Origin of the sequence: Spiroplasma floricola 23-6, assembly GCF_002813555.1 — a bacterium.
Classification (GTDB): Bacteria; Bacillota_I; Bacilli_A; order Mycoplasmatales; family Mycoplasmataceae; genus Spiroplasma_A; species Spiroplasma_A floricola.
Genome location: NZ_CP025057.1, coordinates 510,044 through 535,994, shown reverse-complemented (window position 1 = coordinate 535,994; position 25,951 = coordinate 510,044). Strand labels below are relative to the sequence as shown.

Below are 25,951 nucleotides of genomic sequence, written 5' to 3'. Positions count from 1 at the left end.
AAATTGCTAAAGTAGTATTTTTTAAAGTCCAATCATAGCAACCATAATTGCTTTAATTGAATGAAGTCTGTTTTCTGCTTCTTCGAAAGCTCATGATTTTTTTGATTCAAAAACCTCATTTGTAACTTCCATTTCACTTAAACCATATTTTTCATTAATTTTTTTACCAATATCAGTATTTAAATCATGATATGAAGGTAAACAGTGCATAAATATAGCATCTTTATTTGCTAATTTAAATAAATTCATAGTAACTTGATATGGTTTCAATAATTTTATTCTTTCATCTCAAACAGAATCTGGTTCTCCCATAGAAACTCATATATCTGTATAAATGACATCTGCTCCTACAACAGCTTTTTTAATATCTTCTTCAAATTCAATTACAGCTCCTGTTTCTTTGGCAATTTCTTTACAAGTTTTAATTAAATCTTGATCAGGTCATAATTGTTTTGGAGCTGCTGCTGTAAATGAAACTCCTAATTTTGCACAACAAGCCATTAATGAATTTCCCATATTATTTCTTGCATCACCACAAAAAACAAGTTTTTTATCTTTTAAAGTTCCAAATTTTTCAATAATGGTCATAAAATCAGCTATCATTTGAGTTGGATGAAATTTATCTGACAAACCATTAAATACAGGAACTCCAGCATATTTAGCAAGTTCAACTACATCACTGTGATTGTTACATCTAAACTCAATTGCATCATACATTCTTCCTAAAACACGAGCAGTATCTGCAATTGATTCTTTAATTCCCATTTGTGATCCTTCAGAACCAATATAAGTTACACCAGCTCCTTGATCCATTGCTGCTACTTCAAAAGCACATCTTGTTCTAGTACTTGTTTTTTGAAATAAAAGACATATATTTTTACCTTTTAATCTTTGAACTTCATTTCCAGCATATTTCGCTCTTTTTAAGTCCCTTGCTAAATCAAGTAAGTATTCAATTTCTCTTCTAGAAAAATCTAATACTGTTAGCAAACTTCTTCCTCTTAAATTTATCATTTTTAAAATTCCTCTTTTCTTTTTATTATTTTTGTTTTCTTACAATAGGCATAGACATACATCTAGGTCCACCTCTACCTCTTGACAATTCACTACTTGGTATTTTTAAAACTTTTACTTTTGCTTTTTCTAAAAGATCAATTGTAGCTCAATTTCTTTCATAAGCAATAACAACTCCAGGAGCAATTGCCAAAACATTTGTTCCATCATTTCATTGTTCTCTTCCTGCAGCAATTGAATCCTCTCCACCGCATTTTATTAGTTGAATTTTTTTGCCTGTTATATCTTCTAAAAATTTAACTAAACTTTCTTTAATTTCTTTTTCACCTTCTTGTGATATTTCAATTATTTTAAAGTTATTAATATCGTCAAAAATTAATGGGTGAACAATAAATTTATCATAGTCAATATTTGTAAAGACAGTATCAAGGTGCATATAGCTTCTTGATTTAGGTAAGTCCATTGCAATTATTTTTTTAAATGTTGTATTTTTAAATAACTTATCAGAAAGTAATCTAACAGCATCAATACTTGTTCTTTGAGATATACCTATAATTAAAATTTCTTTATTTAAAACTAGAACATCTCCACCTTCAATTGGGAACTCATTATTTCTGTCATAATATATTTCAATTTGTTCTTTAAAGTCTTTGTGATTTTTAAACACAAAATCAGCAAATATTGTTTCTCTGTTTCTTGTAACACTTCACATTTTATTTAAAAATACTCCATTTCCTACAGAAGCAAATGGGTCTCTTTGAAATAATAAATTTGGAAGCGGATCTGATATAAACGGATAATCACTTTTATCTTTTGGATCTAAATCAATTTTTTTAGTTCCTCCTATCATCTCATTTACCATGTCAAGATTAGACATACTCATTAAAAATTCTCGATATTTATTTTTTCATTCTTTTTCAATTTTTGCTTCATCAATAAATTGATCTACAAATTTATCTTTTAAGTTAGGATTTTGATCTAAAGCTTCTTGTACAAGTTTTTCAATATAAAAAACCTGAACTTTATTATTTATAAGAACTTCAGCAAATTTGTCATGTTCCTCTTGAGCAACCTTTAAAAAAGGTATATCATCAAATAACAATCTTTCAAGTAAATCAGGGGTTAAATTCTCAATTTCTTTACCAGGTCTATGTAATAAAACAGATTCTAAAGGCTCTATTTCTGAATACACATTAATTTTATTTTTCATATCTATTCCTCCTTAAATTTATACAATTGATATTGATTTATAAGGTAAGTTGTAAAAAGTTCAATTAAATTTAAATCTTTAATACTAAACTCTCTATATTAAAGTTTTAAATATTAACTATAAATTAAAATAATTATTTCTTTCTTTCTTTTAAATAAAAATTTTAATTTATATAAAAAGGGAAATATTTCCATTTTTATAACTGTTTTACAGAAATATCTTATTTCAAAAAAAAAAAAAAAAAACATTCAAAATAGACAAATTAAAATGGTTTTACTAATTAAAAATAAGAATAGAAAATAAAAAACTTTATTATTATAATTCTTAAAGGATTATAATAATAAAGAACTTTTTTCAAAAAATAAAAACTGCTTTATAAAAGCAGTTTTTATTATATTTACAAAAATGTTTTAATATCCATTTTTATGTTCTTCACCTTTTACAATGGCAACTCCACCACTTGTACCCAATCTTTCAGCACCATTTTCAATCATTTTAATTGCATATTCAAAAGTTCTAACTCCTCCAGCTGCTTTCACTTTTGCTTTATCTTTAACAATTGATTTCATTAAAACAACATCTTCTAAGTTAGCTCCTGATGTTGAAAAACCTGTTGAGGTTTTTACAAATTCCAATTTAGCTTCTAAAGCCAATTCACAACATTTAACAATTTCTTCTTTTGTTAACAAACAATTTTCTAAAATAACTTTAACACAGTTATTTGGAGATGCTTTTTTTACAGCTTTCATATCATTTAAAACTAAATCTCAATTAGCATCCTTTACTGCACCAATATTGATAACCATATCAATTTCAGTTGCACCATTTTCAATTGCTTGTTTTGCTTCAAAAACTTTTACTTCACTTGTGTTTGCTCCTAAAGGAAAACCAACAACTGTTGTAATACCAACATTTGTACCTTTTAGTAATTCTTTTGCATAACTAATATGACATGGATTTATACAAACAGTTGCAAAATCCCATTCCTTAGCTTCATTACATAATTTTTCGATTTCCTTTTTTTTAGCATCTGCTTTTAATAAAGTGTGATCTATATATCTATTTAATTTCATTTTAGTTATCTCCTAATTTTTCTTGATTTTTTTCAACTAAATTTAAAACTCTTATTGCTTCACAACTAATATCTAATAAATAGTCCCTTAAGTAAAAATCATTTTCATATATCATTTTTAAAAATACAGATATTTCATATTCAAATAAATCTTTATCATTATTTGATTTATGAATTAGTTGAACTTCATCTGAATTTGTATGATTATACAAATTAATCTCTTCTAATTGTATAACATTTTTAAAAGTCAGTGTTGCTATGTCAGAGAGTAATTCATTTTGAATTCTTCCTGTGCTTACTTTACTACAAACAATATTTGTAAGAACATCACTTTCATGTGTTAAAAGAACACAATCACTCATTCCACTTCCATTTGTAAGTTTTTGACCCATTGCCTTTACTTGAACAACAGGACCAAATAGTGCAATACTTAATTCAACTGGATAAATCAGCATATCATAAGTTGATCCCTTCCCAAGGGTTGCATCAAATACAGAGTCAAATTGACCTAGTTTGACTTTCTCCATTCTTGAAGAATATTTATTTAAATTTAAATTTGCTATAAATGGTTGATAATTTTTTACAAATTCAAATAAATGTGAAAATTGTGGACAATGAAAAGTTTTATATGCTTCCATTAAAAAAACATTATTTCTTTTAGCAATTTCAAATAATTCAACTGCTTGATCAAATAAAAGCGTTAAAGGTTTTTCAAGCAAAACATGCTTTTGTTGTGTTAAAAAGTATTTTGCTTGTTCATAGTGTAAACCATTTGGTGAAGCAATATAAACAGCATCAACTTCATCTAACATTTGATCAAAATTGTCAACTGCTTTGGCATAAAGTTTATTTTCTCTGATAATATTTTGTGCTTTTGTTTTATCTCTTGAATAGCAACAAACTATTTTACAGTTCGGATTTTTAACTGCAGATTGAATAAAGTTTTCTGTAATTAAAGAAGTTCCTATAGTTCCAAATTTAATCATTATTTTCCTCCATAAATGGGTTAAAATCATCTTTTTTATCTAAAACTTTTGTTTCAGTTTTAGAAGTTTTATCTACATTTTGTGTATTTTCTTCATTATTAAATCATAATTTATTAACTAAAGCTTGTTCTGTAAGTCTTGAGTAACTTTCCAAAATTGAAACACCAATTCCTAATAATAACTGAATAATTAAAAATGTAAATATCATTATAATAATATTTTTAAATAAAAATAAAAACATAAGTAAATTAACTAAAGATATCAAGAAAATTAAAGCTACAAGAAAACATATTATATAAATTAATTTTTTTTCTTTCTTATTATACTTATAACTTAATTTCTTATTAACATCTTTTCTAACTAAGAAAAAAATTAAAATACTTATAATCGCTGAAATAAATAATAGTAGTTGAACTGCTAAGTATGTTTTTGTATTTAATAATAAATTATTATTTTTACTTTTAAAAACATCAATAACTGATACTAGTGAAATTGAGTAATTAAAAATTAAACCTAAAGTTAACAAAAATTTTATCATTGTGAAACTTCTAGGATTAATTTTATTTTTCATATATTACTTTTCCTTCTACTATTGTTTTTAAAACTTGCAAATCATTGTTTAAAACAACTAAATCTGCAAATTTATTTTCCTCAATACTTCCTCTTTGAGAAAATATTTTTAACTGTTTTGCAATATTGATTGAAGTCATTTTAACTAAATCTGGCATTTTAATTTCGGGATTTGCTTCTATCATTGTTCTAACATTATGATCATAGGTTGCTCCAGCTCCTGCTAAAACTCCACTGCTTTTTAAAGAAACTTTCATACCTTTTTTAATAACTTCCAAATTCCCCAATTTGTATTCACCATCTGGTAAACCTTTTGCATTCATTGCATCAGTGATAATACAAATATTTTCTGGACCTTTAATTTTGTAAATTAATTTTAAAGTATCTTTTTCAATATGTATTCCATCTGTTATTACTTCACACAAAATATCATCTTGATATAAGCTAAATGTTGCAAGACCTGGTTCATATTGACTCACACCACTCATTCCGTTAAATAAATGAGTTACATGTCTAAAACCTATTTCATAATCTTTATAGCATTGATCAAATCTCATATTTGTATGTCCAACACTTGGTAAAATATTGTTTTCTAACATATATTTTGTAAAACTACCATCTTGTAAATCAGCTGCATAGGTTACAATTCTAATATTGTCATTTGAATATTTTATTAGTTGTTTTAATGAGTCAATATTTGGTTTTTCCAATAAAGAAACTTCATGAGCTCCTTTTTTCTCTTTAGAAATAAAAGGTCCTTCTAAGTGTAATCCTAAACATTTAGAACCAATTGGTTCTTTTTTCATAAATTGTGCAAACTGATGAAGATACTTTTCATTATTTTCCTTAGAATTTGTTACACTTCCTTGAACATAACTTGTAATACCTTCAATTGCAACATTTTTTGAGAATTTTTCAAAAGCTTCAATTGTCCCGCTTTCAAAATCCACACCATAGCCCCCATGAACATGACAGTCAATAAATCCTGGCATTAATCAATTGTTTTTTAAATCAACACCCTCTAAATCAGTACTTCCTCGATTAATTGATTTAATTTTTTTACCCTCTAATTCTAATCATCCATTTTCAATGATTTCTTTTTCTAACACTATTTTTGCATTTTTTAAAATCATATTTTGACTCCTAACAATTATATTTTAAGTCATTTCCTTGATTTTTAAACAAAAAAATAACACATTCGTATTATTTTATTTATCTGAAAATTTAATGAAACCAAATGCTGCAAACATTGATATAGTACAAGTAACAAGTGGTAGAAATGCACTTAGTCAAGTAAATTTGAACATATAATCTTTTAAGAAAATTGATGCATTTAATTGAATTAATAAAATTATTAATGTTAATAATAAAATCTGAATAAACATTAATCTATTATAATTAAATCTCTTAATTTTTTTAGCCATAATATAGCCAATTATCATTGGCAAGAATGCAACTGGTATAATTATAATACTAATTAGAGTTATTAAAATTTGTGTTACGTTTGTATAAGGATGTACAAAACCAGGAATTATTATTGTAAATGCAAAAGTAATTGACAATATTCAAATTCAAGGACTTCTAAGATTTAATTGAATGTATTCTTTTAATGAATCAATTCTAATATTTTTTAATCAATTGAAAAATCTTGAAGATCTACTATCTTTTTTGGCAACAAAAATTGCAATATAAAATGATGAAAATATTATTAAACAAAAGAAAGCTATTGGCAATAGAATTACTAAGAAAACTAAAGCTACATTTACAGTTGTAACAATATTTGGACTATTTAGCAATCCATTTTTTTCTCAACTAAAAATTGTTCCTTTTGATAAATGTATTAAAAAAGTCATGATAGAGAATGAATCATATTTTTCAAAACCTTGATAATTCTTTTGAAGATTATTTTCAATTGAACAAAATATTATAATCCCTATTAATGCAAATAAAAATGATGAAATAAATGAAACGTACATACCATATTTACCTACATTTTTTAGTGTCATTACCTCTGAATCTCTTTTAATAAATTCAATTAAAGTTAATGTTATTATTATTGACATATAAAGAAAAAATACTATTAATAAAGTGGGAATAATAATAATTGAAGTTATTGTAAAAACTATAAGTTTAAATGGATCTGAAGTTGCTTTAAGTTCGTCAACTCCTCCTATACCAAATAAGAAAAATGCTAATGATAATGGGTTAGTGATTGTAGTTTTTAATACTTCAAAATTTTGTCCTTGGATATTAGTTCAAGAGTCATTATTCTTTTCTGATAATTTATTCTCTAAAATTTTTGTAACATCAATTGAACTGTAAATTGAACCAGCAACTATAAATGTTGTTACAAGCAATACAGTAATAACTATAGCAATTGTATATGTATTCTTATGTTTCATTTACTTTTCCCCTTGTCCTTTTATATTATATATATAAATTATTCAATATTGAGTGAAATTATAGTTTCTTTTAGTGTAGTTAATCTTTCTTTTGCGTTTTTATAACAAGATTTTATAAATAAATTATTATCTGAAATAATAATTAATTGTTCTTTTGCTCTAGTTATTGCAGTATAAAGCATTTTCTTATTCAAAATGAAATTTGAAGCTCTATTATTTCCATCTAGAACTAAAATGGTATTTCTATATTCACTTCCCTGTGTTTTGTGAATAGAACAAGCATAACTTAATTTAATTTTTTGAAATGAGCTATTTCCCATTTCAATTTCTCTTTCATTAAATACTACTTTTGCTGTTTTTAGTTTATCACCAATAAAATTTAATTCTTTGATATATCCAACATCTCCATTTGAAAGTTCAAAAATTGGATCGTTTTCAATATACATTACTTTATCATTTACCCTAAATTCTGCATCAAATCTTTTATACACTTTTGAAGTTGCTGGATTAATTAGATTTTGAATAATGCTGTTTATATTATCAATTCCTAATTGATCTTTATACATCGGAGCTATAATTTGAATCTCATTTAATTGTTCTTCTAATTTTGAAGGATTTAAATTTAAATAAGTTTCTTTTAAAATATTTACTACTTGACTATAGTCTTTTGAAAATACAAAATTTACATTTGTAGAGTTTTCAAAATCAAAATCATTAATAGTTTCATTTTTAATAGCATTAGATATTTCAATTATCGAATTCAATTCCCCTTTATTAGTTTTTTGTCTATTGTTTTTAATAAGTCTTGTAGTTTTAAACTGATTACATTCAATTAAATCTTGATATAAATTTCCATAATTAACGCTTGGCAATTGTTCAATGTCTCCAACTAATAGAAGTTTTTTAATTCCTTTTACACCTTTTAAAAGAGAAGCAAATAAGTGATTGTCAATCATAGAACACTCATCAATGACAACTAAGTTTTTATAAATTGGTTTTTCTTCATTAGCTTCAAATATATCATTTCCTGAATATTGCAATAATCTATGAATTGTTGAGGTTTTATATCCAGAATCATCTTTTATTTTTCCTGCAGCTCTTCCAGTTGGTGCAGTGATTGCAAAATTTGAATCATTATAAATTAATTCATAAATTTTTATAATTCCTGTAATAACTGTTGTCTTACCAGTTCCTGGACCACCAGTAATAATTGAAATATCATTATCAATAAATTTTTTTATTGCATCAATCTGTTCTTCATTATATTTAAAATTTTCAATTCCACTTCTTAATGAAATAAATTTTTCCACTTCACTAATTTTTTCTTGAAAATCAAATCTCTTTACAAAGGAATTTGATTTATTCAAAAGAGTAGATAATTCTTTTGCGATGTATTGTTCATCTTCATAACTTTCTTTAGTATAAATTTTTTCATTTTTAAAATAAAGTATCTTTTCATTTTTTGCAAAAAGCAATTTATTATAAAGTTCTTTATCTGGTAAATTAAATTGTTGTTTTAATTTTTTAGTTAATTCTTCTAAAGAAGTATAAGTATTACCTTCTCTAAATAAAATTTCCTTTACATATTCACTAGCATATCATGATATTCTTTTTTCATCATTTTCTTCAATACCGAAAGTCAATGCCACTCTGTCAACCTCAAAAAAAGGTTGTAATTTATTTATATTTGCATAATTATAGAAATCATTTTTTAAAATATCTTCTATAATATTTGAATCCTCAAATTCTCTTTGCAGAGAATTTAAAAACTCCATCTTTAAATTGTTTTCAATAAATATATCAAGTATTTTGTTATCTCCAAATTTTGAACAAACTACATCAAAAATAATTTCTGCTTTTGATTCTGTCATGTCATTAATATTCAAAAGCTCTGATTTATTTTCAAGTATTTTTTTAAAAATATCTTCTTTAAAATAATCAACAATATTTTCTGCAAGTTTTTTTCCAACTGTGGGAAAAGCTGGAGAGCTTAAATATTTTATTAATCCTTCTCTATCAAAATGTTTCACTTGTGTAAAACTTTTAACAGAAAAGTTTTTTTGATTTCTTTTTATATCTTCAACTTCTTCTCCTGTAACTTCATAAATAATTTGCATTTTCATTAAAGATATAGGTCCAGTCAAAGTAATAGATTTTTTTTCATTATTAAATAAAATAAAAATAGCTATAGCAAATCCATTTTCTCCTTTATAAATAAATCTACTTATTTTTCCCTTGTATGTAATCATAATTATTTTTCTCCATAATACTTAAAAATATTTTTTCTTGATCTTTTAAATTTAAATTTGAATCAATAATTATTTTAAAAGACTTAGCCATTACAAATTCTTTATATAAAGAATTAAATTTATGTATTTTAATATTATTATTTATTTTTTCTTCATCTTTTTTATCCAATCAAATTAAGTAATCTCTATTATAAAAAGATGAATAAATTAATTCACTCATTGAACCAGTTATAATAAAATCTTTGTTATTCAAAATAAATGAACTGTATTTATCAATCATTTCTTTTTTATTATTGTTTGTAAAATACGATATATCTAAAAAAATCATTGAGTATTTTTTTGATAAATATTTCGCTAAATTTCTATTATCTTTTTCATATAAACCAATAATTTGAATAATCAAGTTATCACTCATTTCTTAATAATTTAACCATAAATAAAACAAAAAAATACTTAGAAAGTATTTATAATTTTTTATTTTAAATTAAAAGTAATTCTTCTATTTAAGAATATTAAATAGTTAGAAGTTTTTTAAACTAGATCATCTATATCTATTTTAAGTTCACTTGTATCTTCATCTTCAATATTTGAATTATCTTTTTCTAATTTTGAATTGTTAACTAATTTTACTTCAATATTTTTAGTTTCATTTGTTTTTTCAAGTACTTCATTTTTTTCTACTTTTTTAACTTCAATATGTTTTTCAACTTCTTGTGTTTCTTTAACAACTTTCTTTTTTTCAACTTTTTCTTTTTCTACAATATTTTTCTTAGGTTCAATAACTTTAGCAATTTCTTCATCACCACTTCTTGGAGCTGGTGGCATATCACCATTTTTAATAATAAATGATTTTTCTAAAGTACTTGTTATTATTTCTGGCATATCTAAATCTTCAGGTACATCTTCTAATTCAGCAAATTTAAAGTTTTTAACATTTAATTGTGTTAAGTTATCTTCTTCATCTAAAATATTTAGAATATCTTTTGTTTGAACATTGTATAAGAATGTTGCAAATTCATCACGTTTTTTATTTCATGGATATAATCTAACACCACGTTTTGGTCTTGTCATAATTGGAACAAGATCTTGTTTAATTTTTTTAACATTACCTTTATTTGTAATTATTAGAACATCTCCAGTTGTAAATGCTTTACCTGCAACAATATCTTCATCTTTAACAACTGTTGATTTAACACCCTTTGCATTTGGACCTGCAGAAGGAATTTCTGCAATATCATATCTAACTGCAAATCCAGTTCTTGTAAGCATTGTTACTGTTCTTGTTTGAGATGTTACTAATGAAGCAGACACAAGTTCATCTTCATTTTGTAATTTAATAATTCTAAATGGTTTAGAAAATAATTTTGTTTTCAAATCTTCAATTGGAGTACGTTTAATCATACCTTTTTTAGTTGCTAACAATATTTCTTGTTTTGCATTTTCAAATTTTTTTACAACAAATGCAGCAAGAATTTTTTCATTTCCTGAAATTGTTGCAACTTTATTTATATGCATTCCTGTTTCTTTTCATTTACTTGGAGTAATCTTATAAACAGGAATAGAATAGTATGTTCCTGCACTTGATACTAATAAAATAAAATCTAAACTTGAAGCAGGCACTTGTGAAATTCAAATATCATTTGGTTTACGTTTAAAGTCTTCCATTGAGTTTTTTCCAAGTTGTGAGTCTTCAATTGCTTTTAGATAACCATCTTGTGAGATTCAAATTGTGTAATCTTTTTCTACAATTGTTTTTTTAATTTCTACATCAATGTTTTCAATTTCGCCTACAACTTCACTTCTTCTAGGAACTTTAAATTCAGTTTTTGTTTTTGTTAATTGTTCAATTATTTTTAAATCTAAAACTTTTACATCTCCTAATATTGATTTAAATTCAGAGATTAATTGTCCAAGTTCTTTTTTTTCTTCTTCTAATTTAACAATATCAGTTGAAGTTAATCTATAAAGTCTTAAATCAACAATAGCAATAGCTTGTGTTTCACTAAACTCATATTTTTGAATCAAGTTAGCAATAGCATCACTTCTATTTGATGAATTTCTAATAATTTGTATTACTTCATCTAAAATAGAGATTGCTTTTATTAAACCATCAATTATTTCTAATCTTTTTTCTGCCTTATCTAAATCATATTGAGTTTTTCTTGTAAAAACTTCTTTATAGTGTTTTATATAAGCATTAATTATTGGAATAATACCTAATTGTTTTGGTTGTTTATCAACAATAACAACATTATTATAATTATATGAAACTTGTAATGGTGTATTTTTTAATAAGAATTTTCTTGTAATTTCATAGTCTGCTTTTGGAGATAATTCAATTACAATTCTTAATCCAGTTCTATCTGTTTCATCTCTAACTTCTTTTACTTCAATTTGTGGATTTGCGTCAACAACATCTCCTATTTTTCTTACAAGATCTTGTTTAACAACTTCATAAGGAATTTCATCAATAACAATATTGTCTTCTTCTCTGTGCATTTTTGATTGAAGTATAATTCTTCCTTTTCCAGTTTCAAATGCAGATTCAATTCCCTCTTGTCCCATTACAATTCCCCCAGTTGGAAAATCTGGACCTTTTACAATTTTTAAAATATCTGTTAATTTAATTTGCGGATTTTTAATTGTTGCAATAATTGCATCAATTACTTCAACAATATTGTGTGGAGGCATATTTGTTGCATATCCTGCAGCAATTCCAGTTGCTCCATTAACTAAAATATTTGGAAAATATCCAGGTAAAACAGTTGGTTCTTTTTCTGAATCGTCATAGTTTGGAGCAAATAAAACAGTATTTTTTTGAAGATCTGCTAAAATTATACTTGAAATTTTTGCAAGTCTTGTTTCAGTATAACGCATTGCAGCTGCACTATCTCCATCAATTGATCCATTATTACCGTGCATATCAACTAAAGGAATATTTAATTTTCAATGTTGACTCATACGAACAAGAGCATCATAAACAGAAGTATCTCCATGAGGGTGGTATTTACCAATTACATCCCCAACAACACGAGCTGATTTTTTGTATGCTTTGTCATGAGTTAAATTGATTTCATTCATTGTAAACAAAATACGTCTTTGTACTGGTTTTAAACCATCTCTAACATCAGGTAAGGCTCTTTCTTGGATGATATATTTAGCATATCTTCCAAAACGATCACCCATCAGTTCTTCAAGTGCAAAATTAATAATTCCCTTTTCATCTTTAACTGCCATTATATTTTCCTCCTAATATATTTCATAATTGATTTCACTAATATCTGTATTAATGAAATCAATTATATTTAGATTTCTCATGGTATCTCTACCTTCTTTTGATAATGTTCACATACCTGTTATTGAATTTTGTGTATAAAGTTTAGGTTCATTTTTTGCAATTAAACTTCTTGCTAAATCCATCATTGTTTTGTTTATCTCTTCATCTCTTCTTATTTGAATATATATTTTTTCTAAATCTTCAATCTTTTCCAAATTAGCTTCTACTTGAACTTCATTAACTTTTTTAAGATTTTCACTTTCTAAATCATAATTGACTGTTGCATAATTATTATAAAAGATTTTTTCTTCTTCTTGCTTTAATGTTGCAATATATCTTGGAATACCCTCTATTTTTCTTATTTTAGTAGAGCACTCTTTAATATTATTAATTGATTGATTAATTGATTTGATGATTTGTTGTTTTGAATAACCAAAAATTTCAATTCTTCTGTCTTCTTCAACAGCAATAGAACGCAAATTAATAAAAATATTAAAAATATCAATTCTTGTTGAAGAAATTTCTTTTAAAATTTCTTTGGATTTTAAAAGAATTGGTCCTGTTGTTGGATTTAAAAAGTAAGAATCAGTGAATTCATCATAAATTAAAATTCCTACATTAGGTTTTGAAAATTCTCTTGCTTTTTTCATTGTTTTATAAGATTTTTCAATAAATTTATTAAGTGTTTTTATTAATCAGTTAACTTCATTATCATTTTCAATATTTATTTCAATTGATTGTTCTCCGGCAAGTGATGTAATGGAAAAATTATTTTCATCATAATCAGTTGATTTTAATTCAAAAAATAAATTTGGTTTTTTAATTTCTCAAGTAAAAGCAAAAGTATTAAATATATTTCCATATCTTTTAATATCTTTATTTATTTTATTGTGCTCTTCAAATTTACTTAAAATAATCTGTACCTTTTGATTAAAATTCAATTTGCTTTCCATACTATTATCACCCCTTTAAATACTTATTATTGATTAAATAAATTCAACTTTTTCTTCAAGTGTGAATTTTACATTTTCTTCAATTCATTCTTTTCTTTTTTCAGAATTATCTCCCATTAAAGTTCTAAACGAATTTTCTGCAGCAAGTGCATCATCAATTGTAACTTGAATTAACTTTCTATATTCTGGATCCATTGTTGTTTCTCAAAGTTGGTCAGCGTTCATTTCTCCTAACCCTTTATATCTTTGAATTTCCAGTTTTGATTTTGCTTTTTTCATAAACTTTGTTAATTCATCTTCAGTTCATAAATAAATAAAGTCCTTTTTATTTGAACCTGTTGTTACTTTAAATAAAGGTGGCATAGCAATATAAATATTTTTGTTTATTATCAATTCCTTCATATAACGATAGAAAAACGTTAATAGCAATGTTTGAATATGTGCTCCATCAGTGTCAGCATCGGTCATTAGAATTATTTTTCCATAATTTGAATCACTTAAATCAAAATCACTTCCAATACCTGCACCAATTGCATTAATAATTGTTGTTATTTCTTCATTTTTTAATAAGTCTATTAATTTAGTTTTTTCTGCATTAATAACTTTACCTCTTAAAGGCAAAATAGCTTGGAATTTTCTATCTCTTCCTGATTTTGCACTTCCTCCAGCTGAGTCTCCCTCCACTAAGAATAATTCATTATCTTCTTTATTTTTACCTTGTGCAGGAGTTAATTTACCAAGCATATTTCTTGCTTTAAATTTAGATTTTTGATCTCTAACAGCTTGTCTTGCTTTTCTTGCCTCTTCTTTTGCTTTTCTTGCTAAAAGAGCTTTTTCAATAATAGAGATAGCTATTGTTTTATTTTCTTGTAATCAAAAACTAATACTTTGTTCTGTAACTTTTTCACAAGCAGTTCTTGCTTCACTAGTACCTAACTTTCCTTTAGTTTGTCCCTCATATTGAATTAAATCTTCAGGAACTTTAACAGTAACAATAGCAATTAAGCCTTCCTTTATATCAGATGAATCTAATCTTTTATCTTTTTCTTTTAAAATATTTTCTGTTTTTCCATATTCATTTAATGCTTTTACTAAACCTGTTCTAAAACCAGTTACATGAGTTCCCCCATCACTTGTTTTAACATTATTGGCAAAACCTAAAACTGTTTCTGAAAAATCTGTTGTATATGTTAAAGCAATCTCCACATCAATATTTTGTTCGCTTCCTTTTAATAAAATTGGAGAACATAAAGATTTTTGACCTCCTTTAAGTTCATTTACAAATTCTGTTAAACCATTTTCATAAATATATTCAACATATTTATCACTTCTATTATCTTTCAATGTTAACTTAAGTCCTGAATTTAATAGTGCTGACTCTTTTAGTCTTTCACTAATTGTTGAAAAAGAGAACTTAGTTGTTGAAAACATTGTTTCATCAGGCAAAAAATTAACAACTGTTCCATTTTGCTTACTTGTTCCAATTTGTTTTAAAGGTTGTACTAATTTACCACCATTTGCAAACTTGATTTTAGAAATAACACCATCTCTATAAATAGTTACTTTAAATTTACTTGAAAGTGCATTAACAACTGAAGAACCAACACCGTGAAGTCCTCCTGAAGTTTTATAACCATCTCCACCAAATTTACCCCCAGCATGTAAAACTGAAAATATTATTTCTGGAGTTGATTGAGTTGTACCTTTATAATTCCCAATTGGCACTCCTCTACCATTATCTTTTACAGTTACTGATCCATCTTTTTCGATTGAAACATTAATTTCTGTACAAACACCTGCTAATGCTTCATCAATTGAATTATCTACAATTTCTCAAACTAGATGATGAAGTCCTCTTGAATCAGTTGAACCAATATACATACCTGGTCTTTTTCTAACAGCTTCTAAACCTTCTAAAATCTGAATACTATCTTCTGTATAAGATAAATCTTTATTATTTTCATTCATATTTTTACCTCATATTCCATTTAGAATAAATATATCACATTTAAATATTTAATGTCAATTTTCTTAAAAAACCCTTTATTTAAGGGGTTTTTATTGTTTTTTTCATAAAAATTACTAAAAAAACATTAAATATGAGAAAAATTTTATCAAAAAAATGAGTTTTCCAACTCATTTTCTTTATATATTAATGGTTAAAATGATTTTATTTTTTTAGCAGACTACTTATTTTTGAAGCGACCATGTCAATTGCAATATTGTTACCTTCATAATAAGGAATAATTAAATCAGCATAATCAATAGATGGCTCTACAAAAAATTTATGCATTGGCTTTACAGTATTTAGATATTGATTAACAACATCTTCTAGTTTTCTTCCTCTTTCATTAACATCTCTTAAAAGTCTTCTGATAAATCTTATATCATCATCAGTTCTAATGAATAATTTAATATCTCCTCTTTTTCTGATTTCCTCTATATGTAAAGAAAGAATACCATCTAAAATAACAACATTTGAAGGATTTATTTTAATAAATTCATTTTTAAGTGAATGAGTTTTAAAATCATAAACAGGAACATCAATAGATTTAAACTGTTTTAAATTATCTAAATGTTGACAAAGTAATTCTATATTTAATGAACTGGGATGATCAAAATTTAAAGTTTGCTTTTCTTCAAAAGATAAATCACTAAAATCTTTATAATAACTATCCATTGATAAATGTACTACATCTTTGTCCATAAAAATTTCATTTGCTATTGTTTGTGCTACAGTTGTTTTTCCCCCAGCACTTCCCCCAGCAATAATAATTATTGTAACTTTTTCCATTTTATACCTCTTTTATTTATTTTATATATAATTTCTTAAATTAATAAATTATTTTTATTAATTTAATTATAAAATTAAACTAGCGATAAGGAGAGAAATTATGTCAAAAAAAGTGTTAGTAATTACAGGAACAGTTAGTCCTGCTGAAAAATCATTTTCATTAGCTTTAACAAATAGATTTATTAAAGAATACAAAGCTTTAAATCCAGATGATGAAATAATTAATTTAGATTTAAATAAAGAAGAAATGGCTCACAAAACTTTATCAAGAGAAAACTTTGGAGTATATTTCAATGAAAACGATGCTTTAAAATATATTAATCAATTAAAAGAAGTAGATAAAATAGTTATATCAAGTCCAATGAATAATTTTAACGTGTCTGGTTTAATTAAAAATTATCTAGATCATGTTCTATTAGCAGATCAAACTTTTTCATATAAATATGTTAAAAAAGGAGATGCAAAAGGATTATTAGAACATTTAACTGTTCAAATCCTAACTACACAAGGAGCTCCTTTTGGATGATATCCATGAGGAAATCATACAGAGTTTCTAAAAGGAACATGAAACTTTGTAGGTGCAAAAGTAAATGAACCTATTCTATTTGCAGGAACAAAAATTGCTCCAGTTTCAACAACAAATCCAGATGAAGCAATAGATACAATAGCAGATCAAATAATTAAAGCAGCTAAAAATTTTTAAATAAATAACTTAAAAAACCTTATTTATTTATATTTTATTGCTATAATTTGTTAGGACATAAGGAGAAATACAAATGTACGCTTTTGACTATGAAGATATACAACTTATACCAAGTATGTGTGTAGTAAATTCAAGAAGTGAATGTAACACAGAAACAAAACTTGGAAAATATACATTTAAAATGCCAGTTATGCCAGCAAACATGGCTTCAGTTATTAATGAAGAAATATGTGAAATGCTTGCAAAAGAAGGACATTTTTATGTAATGCATAGATTTAATGTTGATTCATTTTTATTTACAAAAAAAATGAAAGAAAAAAAATTGATTTCATCAATTAGTGTAGGAGTTAAAAAAGAAGACTATAAACTTATTGAAAAACTTGCAAAAGAAAATGTAATTCCTGACTATATAACAATTGATATAGCTCACGGACATTCACTAAGCGTTAGAAATATGATTGAACATATTAGAAAACACTTAGAAAATAAAACATTTATAATAGCAGGAAATGTTGGAACACCCCATGCAGTAAGAGATTTAGAATTCTGAGGTGCTGATGCAACTAAAGTTGGAGTTGGACCTGGAAGAGTATGTATTACTAAATTAAAAACTGGTTTTGGAACTGGTGGATGACAATTGGGTGCTATTAAATGATGTAGCAAAGCAGCTCATAAACCAATTATTGCTGATGGAGGTTTAAGAGTTAACGGTGACATTGCAAAATCAATAAGATTTGGAGCAACTATGTGCATGATTGGTAGTTTATTTGCAGCTCATGAAGAATCACCAGGAAATAATGTTACAATTGATGGAGAATTATTTAAAGAATATTATGGAAGCGCAAGTGAATATAATAAAGGTGAAAAAAGATATGTTGAAGGAAAAAAAGAATTAATTAAAGTTAGAGGTAAATTAATGGAAACCTACAAAGAAATGCAAGAAGATTTACAATCATCTATTTCATATTCTGGAGGAAGAACATTAAAAGATATTAAAAAAGTAGATTATGTTATATTAAAAACAAGTAATTTCTAAAAAATGATATATTATCGTTTTTTTTTTTTTTTTTATATAAAAATCTTCTTTTTTAATATATCTAACTATCTTTTTTAGCAATATTAAGTAAAATAATACTAGGGAGTGAAAAATATGAAAGAGCAATGTCAAAATACTGATTGTAACAATGATTTAAATTTTATGGATAAAAAAAGAATCTATGTTTATGATGAAAATATTAACGATGAAGTAGCTATTTTTGTATGCGATAGTTGTTATAAAAAAAATAAAGATGAAGAAAATAATATAGACTGAGAACATTCTTTATAATATTTAAAATGCTGCTAAATAAAGCAGCATTTTTTATTTCAATAAAACAATAGGATATAAAAATACTATATTAAAAGAAATTATTTCCTTTATTAAAACCTGCAAAAAATTTCATTTTTAAATATTCTTGTCCCATATTTGGATGTTCAAATCTAAATTTATTTAAAGCAGAGTATAAGTATTTTTCTTGCTCTTCTAACTTGTTAAATCATTTTTCATTATAGATAATATTGTCAGCTAAAATTAAAGCACAATTTGAAATAAATGCCTCTTCACTTTTACTATTTCTTTTAATAATTTTTAAATATTGATCAAAGAAATCTTTAACACTTTTATTTGTTTTATCAAAAACCATTGTTACAAATGAGTTTTTTTTATCTTCTTGCATAACTATAGTTGCAAATTTTTCTGTAAGAAAAATATTATTAATTGAATTAATAACATTAAAATTTTCTGGTGTAATTTGAGGTTGGATAACATCAAAGATTTTAAAATTATTTGTTTTAGCTAAAGTAAATTTAATAATTTCATATTTCATTGATTCCCCTTTTAATGATTCAATAAAAAAACTATAAAATTCTAATAAGGAACTTACATGATTAGATATTTTTTTTAAATTATATATAAATAAAGTTTTAATATTTTCTTCATCTATAGAGTTAAAATAACTTCTAAATTCTTCTTTTAAAACTTGTAATTGAACTCTTGCAATAAATAATTTATAAACAATAGTTACAAAATTTAAAAGCAGAATATCTTGATCCACACTATCTTTTGTTATTTTAATACTTTTAATTTGATTATCGTGTTCCTTACAAAAGCCAAAGAATTTAAATTGATTATTTTCTACTCTATTAAAAAATGATAAACCCATTTGATAATAATTATCAAATATATTTCTTTTATTTGATGAAACATAATCATTTTCATCAAAATTTATATTATATAGTGAATTTTCAACTGCACTACTTTGACAATATGGTAAGTTACATTTTTCATTTTTTGCTAATTTTAAATATACTTTTTCAAATAATTTTGAAGAAAATTCTAAGTAATCTTTATATTTTTCAAATTTAATAATTGCTTTAATGAACGGAATATAATTTTTATTTTTTTCATTCTTTAATTCTAATTTACAGCAATTTTTAAATTGAAAACCACTTAAACAAAAACATAATTCTTCATCATCAAATGAGAAAAAATTGTAACCATTTTTAAGTAAAAAGTTTATATTGTCATTATCTAAAAAATAATTACCAAAAATTGAGTCAATAAACTTTTGTGTATCTTCATTTGAAATTTTTGTGTTTCTTGCATTTTTATATAATTGTTGTATATCAACAAGATTAGATAATAATTCAGTTTCTTTAATTTCTGCCATAATAATTCCCCATAAAAAAAATAGATAAACTATGAACAATAGTTCCTAATTATTTATCTATAATTTATCTTCTTCTTTTTTTAAATGTTTTTACTTCTTTTGGTCTAATAATTTTTGGATCAACTGCGCCCTTTTCAAAGATTGATGTTATTTTTGGTTCATCCTTATAAATAAGTGTTTTGTCCATGTTTATATTTCTTCTAAATTGATTTGTTGGAGCAATATAGTTAAATAACTTTTTATTTAGCTTAAATTTAACATTAAAAAAGTTTATTAATTCTTCTGAGTAATATGCTCTTTCACAATAATTATCAAATACATTTTGTCTAAGTTCAACAATATTATTTAAAGTTCTAACTGAATAGATTCATTTAATATCTATCAAATAAATATCATATAAAAGTTTTGAAAAATAATCTCTAAATATCGGTTCTTCTCTAAATAAAGGAATTGTATCTAAAAAATCATTAAAATATTTATTTTTCAAAAAGAACTCATATTCATCAGCATAATTGATAATATCTCCATCATCAATACTGTAAATTGCTTGACCAAATTTTCTAATAAATTCTTCATCATATTGATATACTGCTTTAATTACATCTAAAAAGTTTCTATAAGTTAATTTGTCCTCTTCACTTACTTCAATATCTTTAAATTCAAAATATTTTTCTCTAATTTTTCCTACAGCAAAAATACCCATTGTACTTAAAATATCTCTTTTAGTTAAATTTGCTCTAAAGAATTTTTCATAATGATTTCCAATTCCTATTATTTTTTCATCTTCAAATTCTGCAGGAACTACAGTAACTATTGGGAAAATAAATGGAAATATACATTTAATTGAATAATAATATAATTTTGATTTGTGTGGTCTTGCAACTCCAAGACCTTTAAGAATTTTGTTAAATTGCTCTAATTCTTCATCAGTTAATACAAATAAAGCATCAATTTGGAAATCCATCTCGTTTCCTTTTAATTTTTTTGCAAATTTTGGATAATATTTTTCAAAACTCATAGTTGAATTAAATCAAGAACCGTTTATTAAATCATTTATTATTAAAACTTCATTTGCATCATTATATACACCATGGGTTAAAATTTGTTCATCATTAAAAATAAAAGTTTGCTCTCCTGGATTTAAGAAATTTTTAGCTATAATTTTTTTTACTTGCATATTTTTATCTCCCTTAAGATTCAATATTAATTATTATAACAAAATTAGGGGTAAATATAAAGCATCACATTATATTAGGCTATGTAAAAGCATTTAATTGTTTATTTGTTAATAAGCTTAAATAGAGATTTTTAAATTAATTTAAAATTATTTAATTTTTTAATAAAATTGCGAAACTAGATAAAATAGATATTCTTGTAAGAATATTAAATGTATTTCAATAATCTTGTGAATCGGGTTCAAAAATATTGTGAATTTTATTATTATTTATTTGTTTTTCTTCTATAGTTTCTAAAATTAGCTCTGCACATTTTTCCATATTCTCAAAATTATTTGAATTTTCAAATAAATACAAAACTGAGTTTATTTTTTTATTAAAAAATAAGTCTTTTTCAGCTTCTTTTAAGTGTTTATAATAATTTGTAATAATATTTTTAGTGTCGTTTAAACAATCTTTAATATTCAATATTTTTTTCCCTTTTTTTAAATTATCATAACTAATCTTAATTCATCTATCTAATAATTTTGACATCTGAAAAATTGAAATTATATTAGGTCAAAATCTATGTCTATCCACTATTTGACTTTTATTAAGATTTATTAATATATTTCAAAAATCATTATAATAAAAAGCAATTAAATCTTTTCCTTCGTTGAATTGATCTAAATATTGCATGTTATTAAAGAAATTAAATATTTTTAAAAAATCCTTATCTAATAAATTATAATGATTCATCAGCTTTCATTGTTCATCTAATAAAACACGAATTGTATGAACAGCAGGTTCAAAAAAAATAAATACTTCTTCAATTTCTTCTTTTTTAAACTCATATTTGCCAAGCATAAAAGTATTCCTTTTCTTTGTATATTATTAATATATAATAAAAATATCAATTTATAGAAAGTTTGATAAAATGATTAATAATTTTAAACCCTTTAAAATAAGTGAAAAAGATATTAATAATTTAAAAAATGTTAGTCCCTATTGAGAAAAGGATATTAAAAAAAATGTTAAAAGACTTAAAATTTGGTTGATTAAATTTAATAAAAATCTCGATAATTTTAAACTTGAATATACAACTGACTATAACAAATATATCGAATTTTTTCAGCAAATAGATAACTATTCAAACTTTTATAATCAAAAGTTTAAATTAATAAACTCAAATTTGAGATTATTATCAAAATTTCATAAATTAATTGTTGATTATGTTTCACTTCTTGGATGAGCAAAATCAATAGAGTTATTATGTGTTTATTTTAACGATATTGAAAATAAAAATATTGGCAAAAAACAAGAATATGCTTTGGAACTAGTCAATGATTGCATTATGAAATACTTTGAATTATTTAGAAAAGAAGTTTCTAAAATTATAAAAAAAGATGAATATATTGATTTGCTATCAGAAAAAGTTTTCTCAAGTAAAGAAGTAATTACAAATATAGATTTTGTTGTTAGAGAAATTATGAAATATTGTAGAATGTTAAAGAAAAAAAATAAGATAGCTGAACAAAATTTAATAGATATCAATATTTTATCAATTGAAATAATAGTATTTTCAAATTCAATTACTAGATATTACTCAAGATTTTTATCAAATGTATATTAAAAAAACAACTTTTAATTAAGTTGTTTTTTTAATAATAATTTTTCAAAGTCTTTAACTAAACTATTAGCTTCATTAATTATATCTTTATAAGAATTTTCATCTTTACAATCAAAACCATACTTTAGAAACAATTTAGTTATTTCTAAATTTCCCCCTTCTTTTAAAAAGTTTATTATTTGTTCTGAATTATTTGTCTTTTTAAATTCTGAATATAATTTAAATGAAACTGCAATAGAAACAGCATATTTATAGATATAAAATGGCTGTTCAAATAAATGAGAAATAGATATTCAACTAAATTTATAACTTTCAGGATTGAATTTATCAAAAATTGATTTGCCCAAAATTTTTCTATTTGATTCCTTTACAATTTCAGATATTTTATCAAGTGTTAATACTGTACCCTTTTCACTTTCTTGATAACATTGAAATTCAAATTCTGCATCAGCAATAGCTGAAAAAAAATTATTAAAAATAAATTCTATTCTATTCTGAATTAACTTTAATTTTTTATTTTCATTTTTTTCATTTTTCAATAAATAATCAAATAATAAATGCTCATTAAATGTTGATGCCACTTCTGCAATCATATTTGAAAAACCATTTAAAGGTCTTGGTTGATTTTGTTTAGCAAATAAATTATGAACTGCATGACCAATTTCGTGAGCAAGAGTTGAAATAGAATCTATATCATTTGTAAAATTCATTGCAATAAGTGAATCATAAGTATAACTATTTACAGTAAAAGCTCCAGTTGATTTATTTTTATCTTCAAAATAATCAATTTTATTATCTGATCAACAATATTCCAAATTAGAGATATATTCTTCTCCTAAAACTTTCAGTGAATTTCTAATTATATTTTTTGCATCTTCTACTGAATAACTTCTTTTTTCAACTTTAACAAGTTCTAAATTAGAATCAGTACCATAAAATTTTTCTAATTTTAAATAGTCTTTTATAATTTGATAATAACTATAAAAAACCTTAGAGTTTTTAGAAGTAAAACTTAATAAATTTAGAAAATCTTGAAAAGAGAAATCATCATCATCAAAAAAATTCTCTTTAAAGCTTTTCATGCCAATAATTTGAGCAGATTCAATCTCTTCTTTTATAATAGATTCAAAAACTTTTGCAAAACTATGTTTTTTAATATTATTATTTTCATTATATTTTAAACTACATAAAGCTCTAAGTTCTTGATCTTTTATTGGATCTGAGTGAGAAAATAAATCTGAAAGCAGTTTTTGATTCACAATATATTTTTTATCTTTGTAGTCTAATACTTTTTCTTCATTATCTTTAAATTTCATTATTTCATACATTTCATAAATTATAGAACTTGAATTAGATACTTTTGAAATTAATTCTCTTTCTCTTTGAGGAAGCAAATACTTTATATGTTTAAAAAAATCTTTATAACTTTTTGAATAATATTTTAACTTTTCATCAGTTTGCAATCATTCCAATATTTGTTTTTCTCCAACATTTTTAATTTCCTCATTTATTCATGAAAATTTACCATCAAATTGTTGCATTTTTTTACTATAAATTGATTCAAGATTAATTAATCTTTCATTTTTTTGCTCCACATATAAAAGTTTTAAAAAATGATTTATCTTTGAAATATAACTTTCAATTACTATTGAATCTCTTAATAAACCAAGAAAACCAGTTTTTGTATTCAAACTGGTTTTATATTTTAACAATTCTTTATTTTTTTTAATGTATAAGTCAAGGTCTTTAAAAAATTCTTCATCTGTTTTATAAAGATCAATTAGATTTCACTTGTATTTACTTTCAGCTTCTTTTCTTTTCATTTTTATCACCTAAAATAATTTATACACTAAAAATATTGATTATTTACTTTTATTTTCTTTTCCATGAGTTTCATTAAATCATGATTCATAACTTCATTTTTTTCAATTAACTACTTGGCCATTTATTATTAAAGTACCTTCATAAACATCATAATTTACAGCTCAGGTCATAAGACCTTTTGTATATATTCCATCTTCACTCAATCATTGATATGATTTTTTAATAGCTTCTTCAGTTGCAGCGCCTCTACCAGCCAATTCATTTGTAGAAGCTCCTAAAACAAATCTTTCAGGATTTATTAGATAAAAATCATTATTTGAACTATAAGTTGTTGTCATATACTTTGTCATCATATAGTAAAATTCTGCTCTATGTTCTAAATCATCATTTGAAATATTGCTTAAATAAGGTAAATTAAATTTTTTAGCTTCTTCTTGTTCAACATAAGTCCCAAAAGCTCAGCCATTATAAAATTGAGGATTAATTCAATTATAATATTTATCTAATCCTTTTAAAAATGGAATATAACTTCCTTTTGAACCATCTTCTGTATTATTTTTTAAATATGGCATTTCTGGAGCCATAGTTATAATAAAGTCAAAATTAGCATCTTTAATTTCCTTTAGTGCATCAATTGTTACTTTTTGACTTATTCTATCAGATAAACATCCACCTTCTCAGTCAATATCCAGTCCATCAAATCCATAATCATTTACAACTGAAAGAATAGTATTTTTTAATTGATCTTTTTGATCAGTTCTAAATCTCATTTCGCTTCCTGTAGCTCCACCCATTGAAATAAGAACTTTTTTGCCTTTTGAGTGTAATAATTTGATTCCCTCTTTTACTTCATATGCATTTATGGGTTGATAAATAGGCATTTGATATGCTGAACTTGAATATAAGAAAGAAACATCAATTACGTTATATCTTGTATTTGCAAGTTCTTGAAAACTTGGTTTTACTTGGCCAGTTCCTCCTCAATCATAATAGTAACCAACTAATACTTTATCTATTTGCTCTATATTTTCTTCTTTAATAGTAAAAGTAACAGTGACATTTCCAATATAATAACCATCATTTTTGCTTACAATAGTTGCAGTTGTTTTTGTTATATTAGTTAATTGAACATGTTCTGTTTCAAATTGAGAGTTTTTTAATTTAACTGTAGCTAAAATTGTACTTGCAGAATTATTTGCAATTTTATCTAAATTTGAGTTTAAAATAACAGATGATAAACTTATTTTTTTATTGTTATTACCATCCAAAACACCACAAGAAATAACACTATTTGAAGTTGAAACTATTAGTGATACTGTAGATATAAAACTTAATAATTTTTTCATTTGATTTTCCTCTTTTAATAAAATAACATATTTTTTAAAAATAAAATATATCTAAATTC

Annotated in this window: 22 protein-coding genes; 4 read left to right on the top strand and 18 right to left on the bottom strand. The window is 24.2% G+C overall.

Features of this window, described 5'->3' with window-relative positions; genetic code table 4:
- Positions 1 to 21 precede the first annotated feature (21 nt).
- The 13 genes from argF to udk all read right to left on the bottom strand — a co-directional run bounded on the left by argF (position 22) and on the right by udk (position 16,527).
- Complete coding sequence (gene argF / locus SFLOR_RS02465; protein ID WP_100916517.1) at positions 22 to 1,014, bottom strand: ornithine carbamoyltransferase; 993 nt, start codon at positions 1,012 to 1,014, stop codon at positions 22 to 24.
- 25 nt (positions 1,015 to 1,039) lie between these two features.
- Entirely contained in the window at positions 1,040 to 2,224 is a 1,185-nt protein-coding gene (locus SFLOR_RS02460) for an arginine deiminase (RefSeq protein ID WP_100916516.1), read from the bottom strand.
- Positions 2,225 to 2,634: 410 nt separating this feature from the next.
- Positions 2,635 to 3,297 (bottom strand): deoxyribose-phosphate aldolase, encoded by a 663-nt coding sequence (gene deoC / locus SFLOR_RS02455; RefSeq protein WP_100916515.1) that lies wholly within the window; start codon positions 3,295 to 3,297, stop codon positions 2,635 to 2,637.
- A gap of 1 nt (position 3,298) precedes the next feature.
- Positions 3,299 to 4,282: a Gfo/Idh/MocA family protein gene (locus SFLOR_RS02450; protein ID WP_157806934.1), complete on the bottom strand. Its 984-nt coding sequence runs from the start codon at positions 4,280 to 4,282 to the stop codon at positions 3,299 to 3,301.
- The gene (locus SFLOR_RS02445; RefSeq protein WP_100916513.1) at positions 4,275 to 4,853 is read right to left on the bottom strand and encodes a hypothetical protein; all 579 of its coding nucleotides are present in this window, start codon (positions 4,851 to 4,853) and stop codon (positions 4,275 to 4,277) included. Before SFLOR_RS02445 ends, SFLOR_RS02450 begins: the two co-directional genes overlap by 8 nt.
- A complete protein-coding gene (gene nagA / locus SFLOR_RS02440; RefSeq protein ID WP_100916512.1) occupies positions 4,843 to 5,985 on the bottom strand; it encodes an N-acetylglucosamine-6-phosphate deacetylase in 1,143 nt (380 codons plus the stop codon). The genes SFLOR_RS02445 and nagA overlap by 11 nt, the downstream gene beginning before the upstream one ends.
- 75 nt (positions 5,986 to 6,060) lie before the next feature.
- A complete protein-coding gene (gene scm1 / locus SFLOR_RS02435; RefSeq protein WP_100916511.1) occupies positions 6,061 to 7,254 on the bottom strand; it encodes a motility-associated protein Scm1 in 1,194 nt (397 codons plus the stop codon).
- Positions 7,255 to 7,292: 38 nt separating this feature from the next.
- A complete protein-coding gene (gene recD2 / locus SFLOR_RS02430) occupies positions 7,293 to 9,503 on the bottom strand; it encodes an SF1B family DNA helicase RecD2 (protein ID WP_100916510.1) in 2,211 nt (736 codons plus the stop codon).
- Entirely contained in the window at positions 9,475 to 9,918 is a 444-nt protein-coding gene (locus tag SFLOR_RS02425) for a hypothetical protein (protein ID WP_157806933.1), read from the bottom strand. Before SFLOR_RS02425 ends, recD2 begins: the two co-directional genes overlap by 29 nt.
- 116 nt (positions 9,919 to 10,034) lie before the next feature.
- Positions 10,035 to 12,740: a DNA topoisomerase IV subunit A gene (parC, locus tag SFLOR_RS02420; RefSeq protein WP_100916508.1), complete on the bottom strand. Its 2,706-nt coding sequence runs from the start codon at positions 12,738 to 12,740 to the stop codon at positions 10,035 to 10,037.
- Between the two features lie 12 nt (positions 12,741 to 12,752).
- Positions 12,753 to 13,733, bottom strand: a complete 981-nt coding sequence (locus tag SFLOR_RS02415) for a hypothetical protein (RefSeq protein ID WP_100916507.1) — start codon at positions 13,731 to 13,733, stop codon at positions 12,753 to 12,755.
- A gap of 33 nt (positions 13,734 to 13,766) precedes the next feature.
- Positions 13,767 to 15,701 (bottom strand): DNA topoisomerase IV subunit B, encoded by a 1,935-nt coding sequence (gene parE / locus SFLOR_RS02410; RefSeq protein WP_100916506.1) that lies wholly within the window; start codon positions 15,699 to 15,701, stop codon positions 13,767 to 13,769.
- A gap of 202 nt (positions 15,702 to 15,903) precedes the next feature.
- On the bottom strand, positions 15,904 to 16,527 hold the full coding sequence (gene udk, locus SFLOR_RS02405; protein WP_100916505.1) for a uridine kinase: 624 nt from the start codon (positions 16,525 to 16,527) through the stop codon (positions 15,904 to 15,906).
- Between the two features lie 100 nt (positions 16,528 to 16,627).
- On the opposite strand from udk, the gene SFLOR_RS02400 reads away from it, so the two are divergent.
- The 3 genes from SFLOR_RS02400 (at position 16,628) to SFLOR_RS05855 (ending at position 18,557) form a co-directional block, all read left to right on the top strand.
- Positions 16,628 to 17,230 carry an FMN-dependent NADH-azoreductase gene (locus tag SFLOR_RS02400; RefSeq protein ID WP_100916504.1) on the top strand — a complete coding sequence of 201 codons (603 nt, stop codon included), beginning with the start codon at positions 16,628 to 16,630 and terminating at the stop codon, positions 17,228 to 17,230.
- A gap of 73 nt (positions 17,231 to 17,303) precedes the next feature.
- Complete coding sequence (locus tag SFLOR_RS02395) at positions 17,304 to 18,266, top strand: GMP reductase (RefSeq protein WP_100916503.1); 963 nt, start codon at positions 17,304 to 17,306, stop codon at positions 18,264 to 18,266.
- Between the two features lie 114 nt (positions 18,267 to 18,380).
- On the top strand, positions 18,381 to 18,557 hold the full coding sequence (locus SFLOR_RS05855; RefSeq protein WP_157806932.1) for a hypothetical protein: 177 nt from the start codon (positions 18,381 to 18,383) through the stop codon (positions 18,555 to 18,557).
- A 70-nt stretch (positions 18,558 to 18,627) separates the two neighbouring features.
- Here the strand turns inward: SFLOR_RS05855 and SFLOR_RS02390 are convergent, their stop codons facing one another.
- From SFLOR_RS02390 to SFLOR_RS02380, 3 genes are all read right to left on the bottom strand, one after another.
- The gene (locus SFLOR_RS02390) at positions 18,628 to 19,938 is read right to left on the bottom strand and encodes a hypothetical protein (protein ID WP_100916502.1); all 1,311 of its coding nucleotides are present in this window, start codon (positions 19,936 to 19,938) and stop codon (positions 18,628 to 18,630) included.
- A 64-nt stretch (positions 19,939 to 20,002) separates the two neighbouring features.
- Entirely contained in the window at positions 20,003 to 21,115 is a 1,113-nt protein-coding gene (locus tag SFLOR_RS02385; RefSeq protein WP_100916501.1) for a hypothetical protein, read from the bottom strand.
- A 151-nt stretch (positions 21,116 to 21,266) separates the two neighbouring features.
- Positions 21,267 to 21,959 (bottom strand): hypothetical protein, encoded by a 693-nt coding sequence (locus SFLOR_RS02380; RefSeq protein ID WP_100916500.1) that lies wholly within the window; start codon positions 21,957 to 21,959, stop codon positions 21,267 to 21,269.
- Between the two features lie 70 nt (positions 21,960 to 22,029).
- On the opposite strand from SFLOR_RS02380, the gene SFLOR_RS02375 reads away from it, so the two are divergent.
- Positions 22,030 to 22,725 (top strand): hypothetical protein, encoded by a 696-nt coding sequence (locus tag SFLOR_RS02375; RefSeq protein WP_100916499.1) that lies wholly within the window; start codon positions 22,030 to 22,032, stop codon positions 22,723 to 22,725.
- An 11-nt stretch (positions 22,726 to 22,736) separates the two neighbouring features.
- On the opposite strand, the gene SFLOR_RS02370 is transcribed toward SFLOR_RS02375, so the two are convergent.
- Together SFLOR_RS02370 and SFLOR_RS02365 are read right to left on the bottom strand one after the other, a co-directional pair.
- Positions 22,737 to 24,545 carry a M3 family metallopeptidase gene (locus SFLOR_RS02370; protein WP_100916498.1) on the bottom strand — a complete coding sequence of 603 codons (1,809 nt, stop codon included), beginning with the start codon at positions 24,543 to 24,545 and terminating at the stop codon, positions 22,737 to 22,739.
- Positions 24,546 to 24,584: 39 nt separating this feature from the next.
- Positions 24,585 to 25,892 (bottom strand): glycosyl hydrolase family 18 protein, encoded by a 1,308-nt coding sequence (locus SFLOR_RS02365; protein WP_100916497.1) that lies wholly within the window; start codon positions 25,890 to 25,892, stop codon positions 24,585 to 24,587.
- Positions 25,893 to 25,951 lie beyond the last annotated feature (59 nt).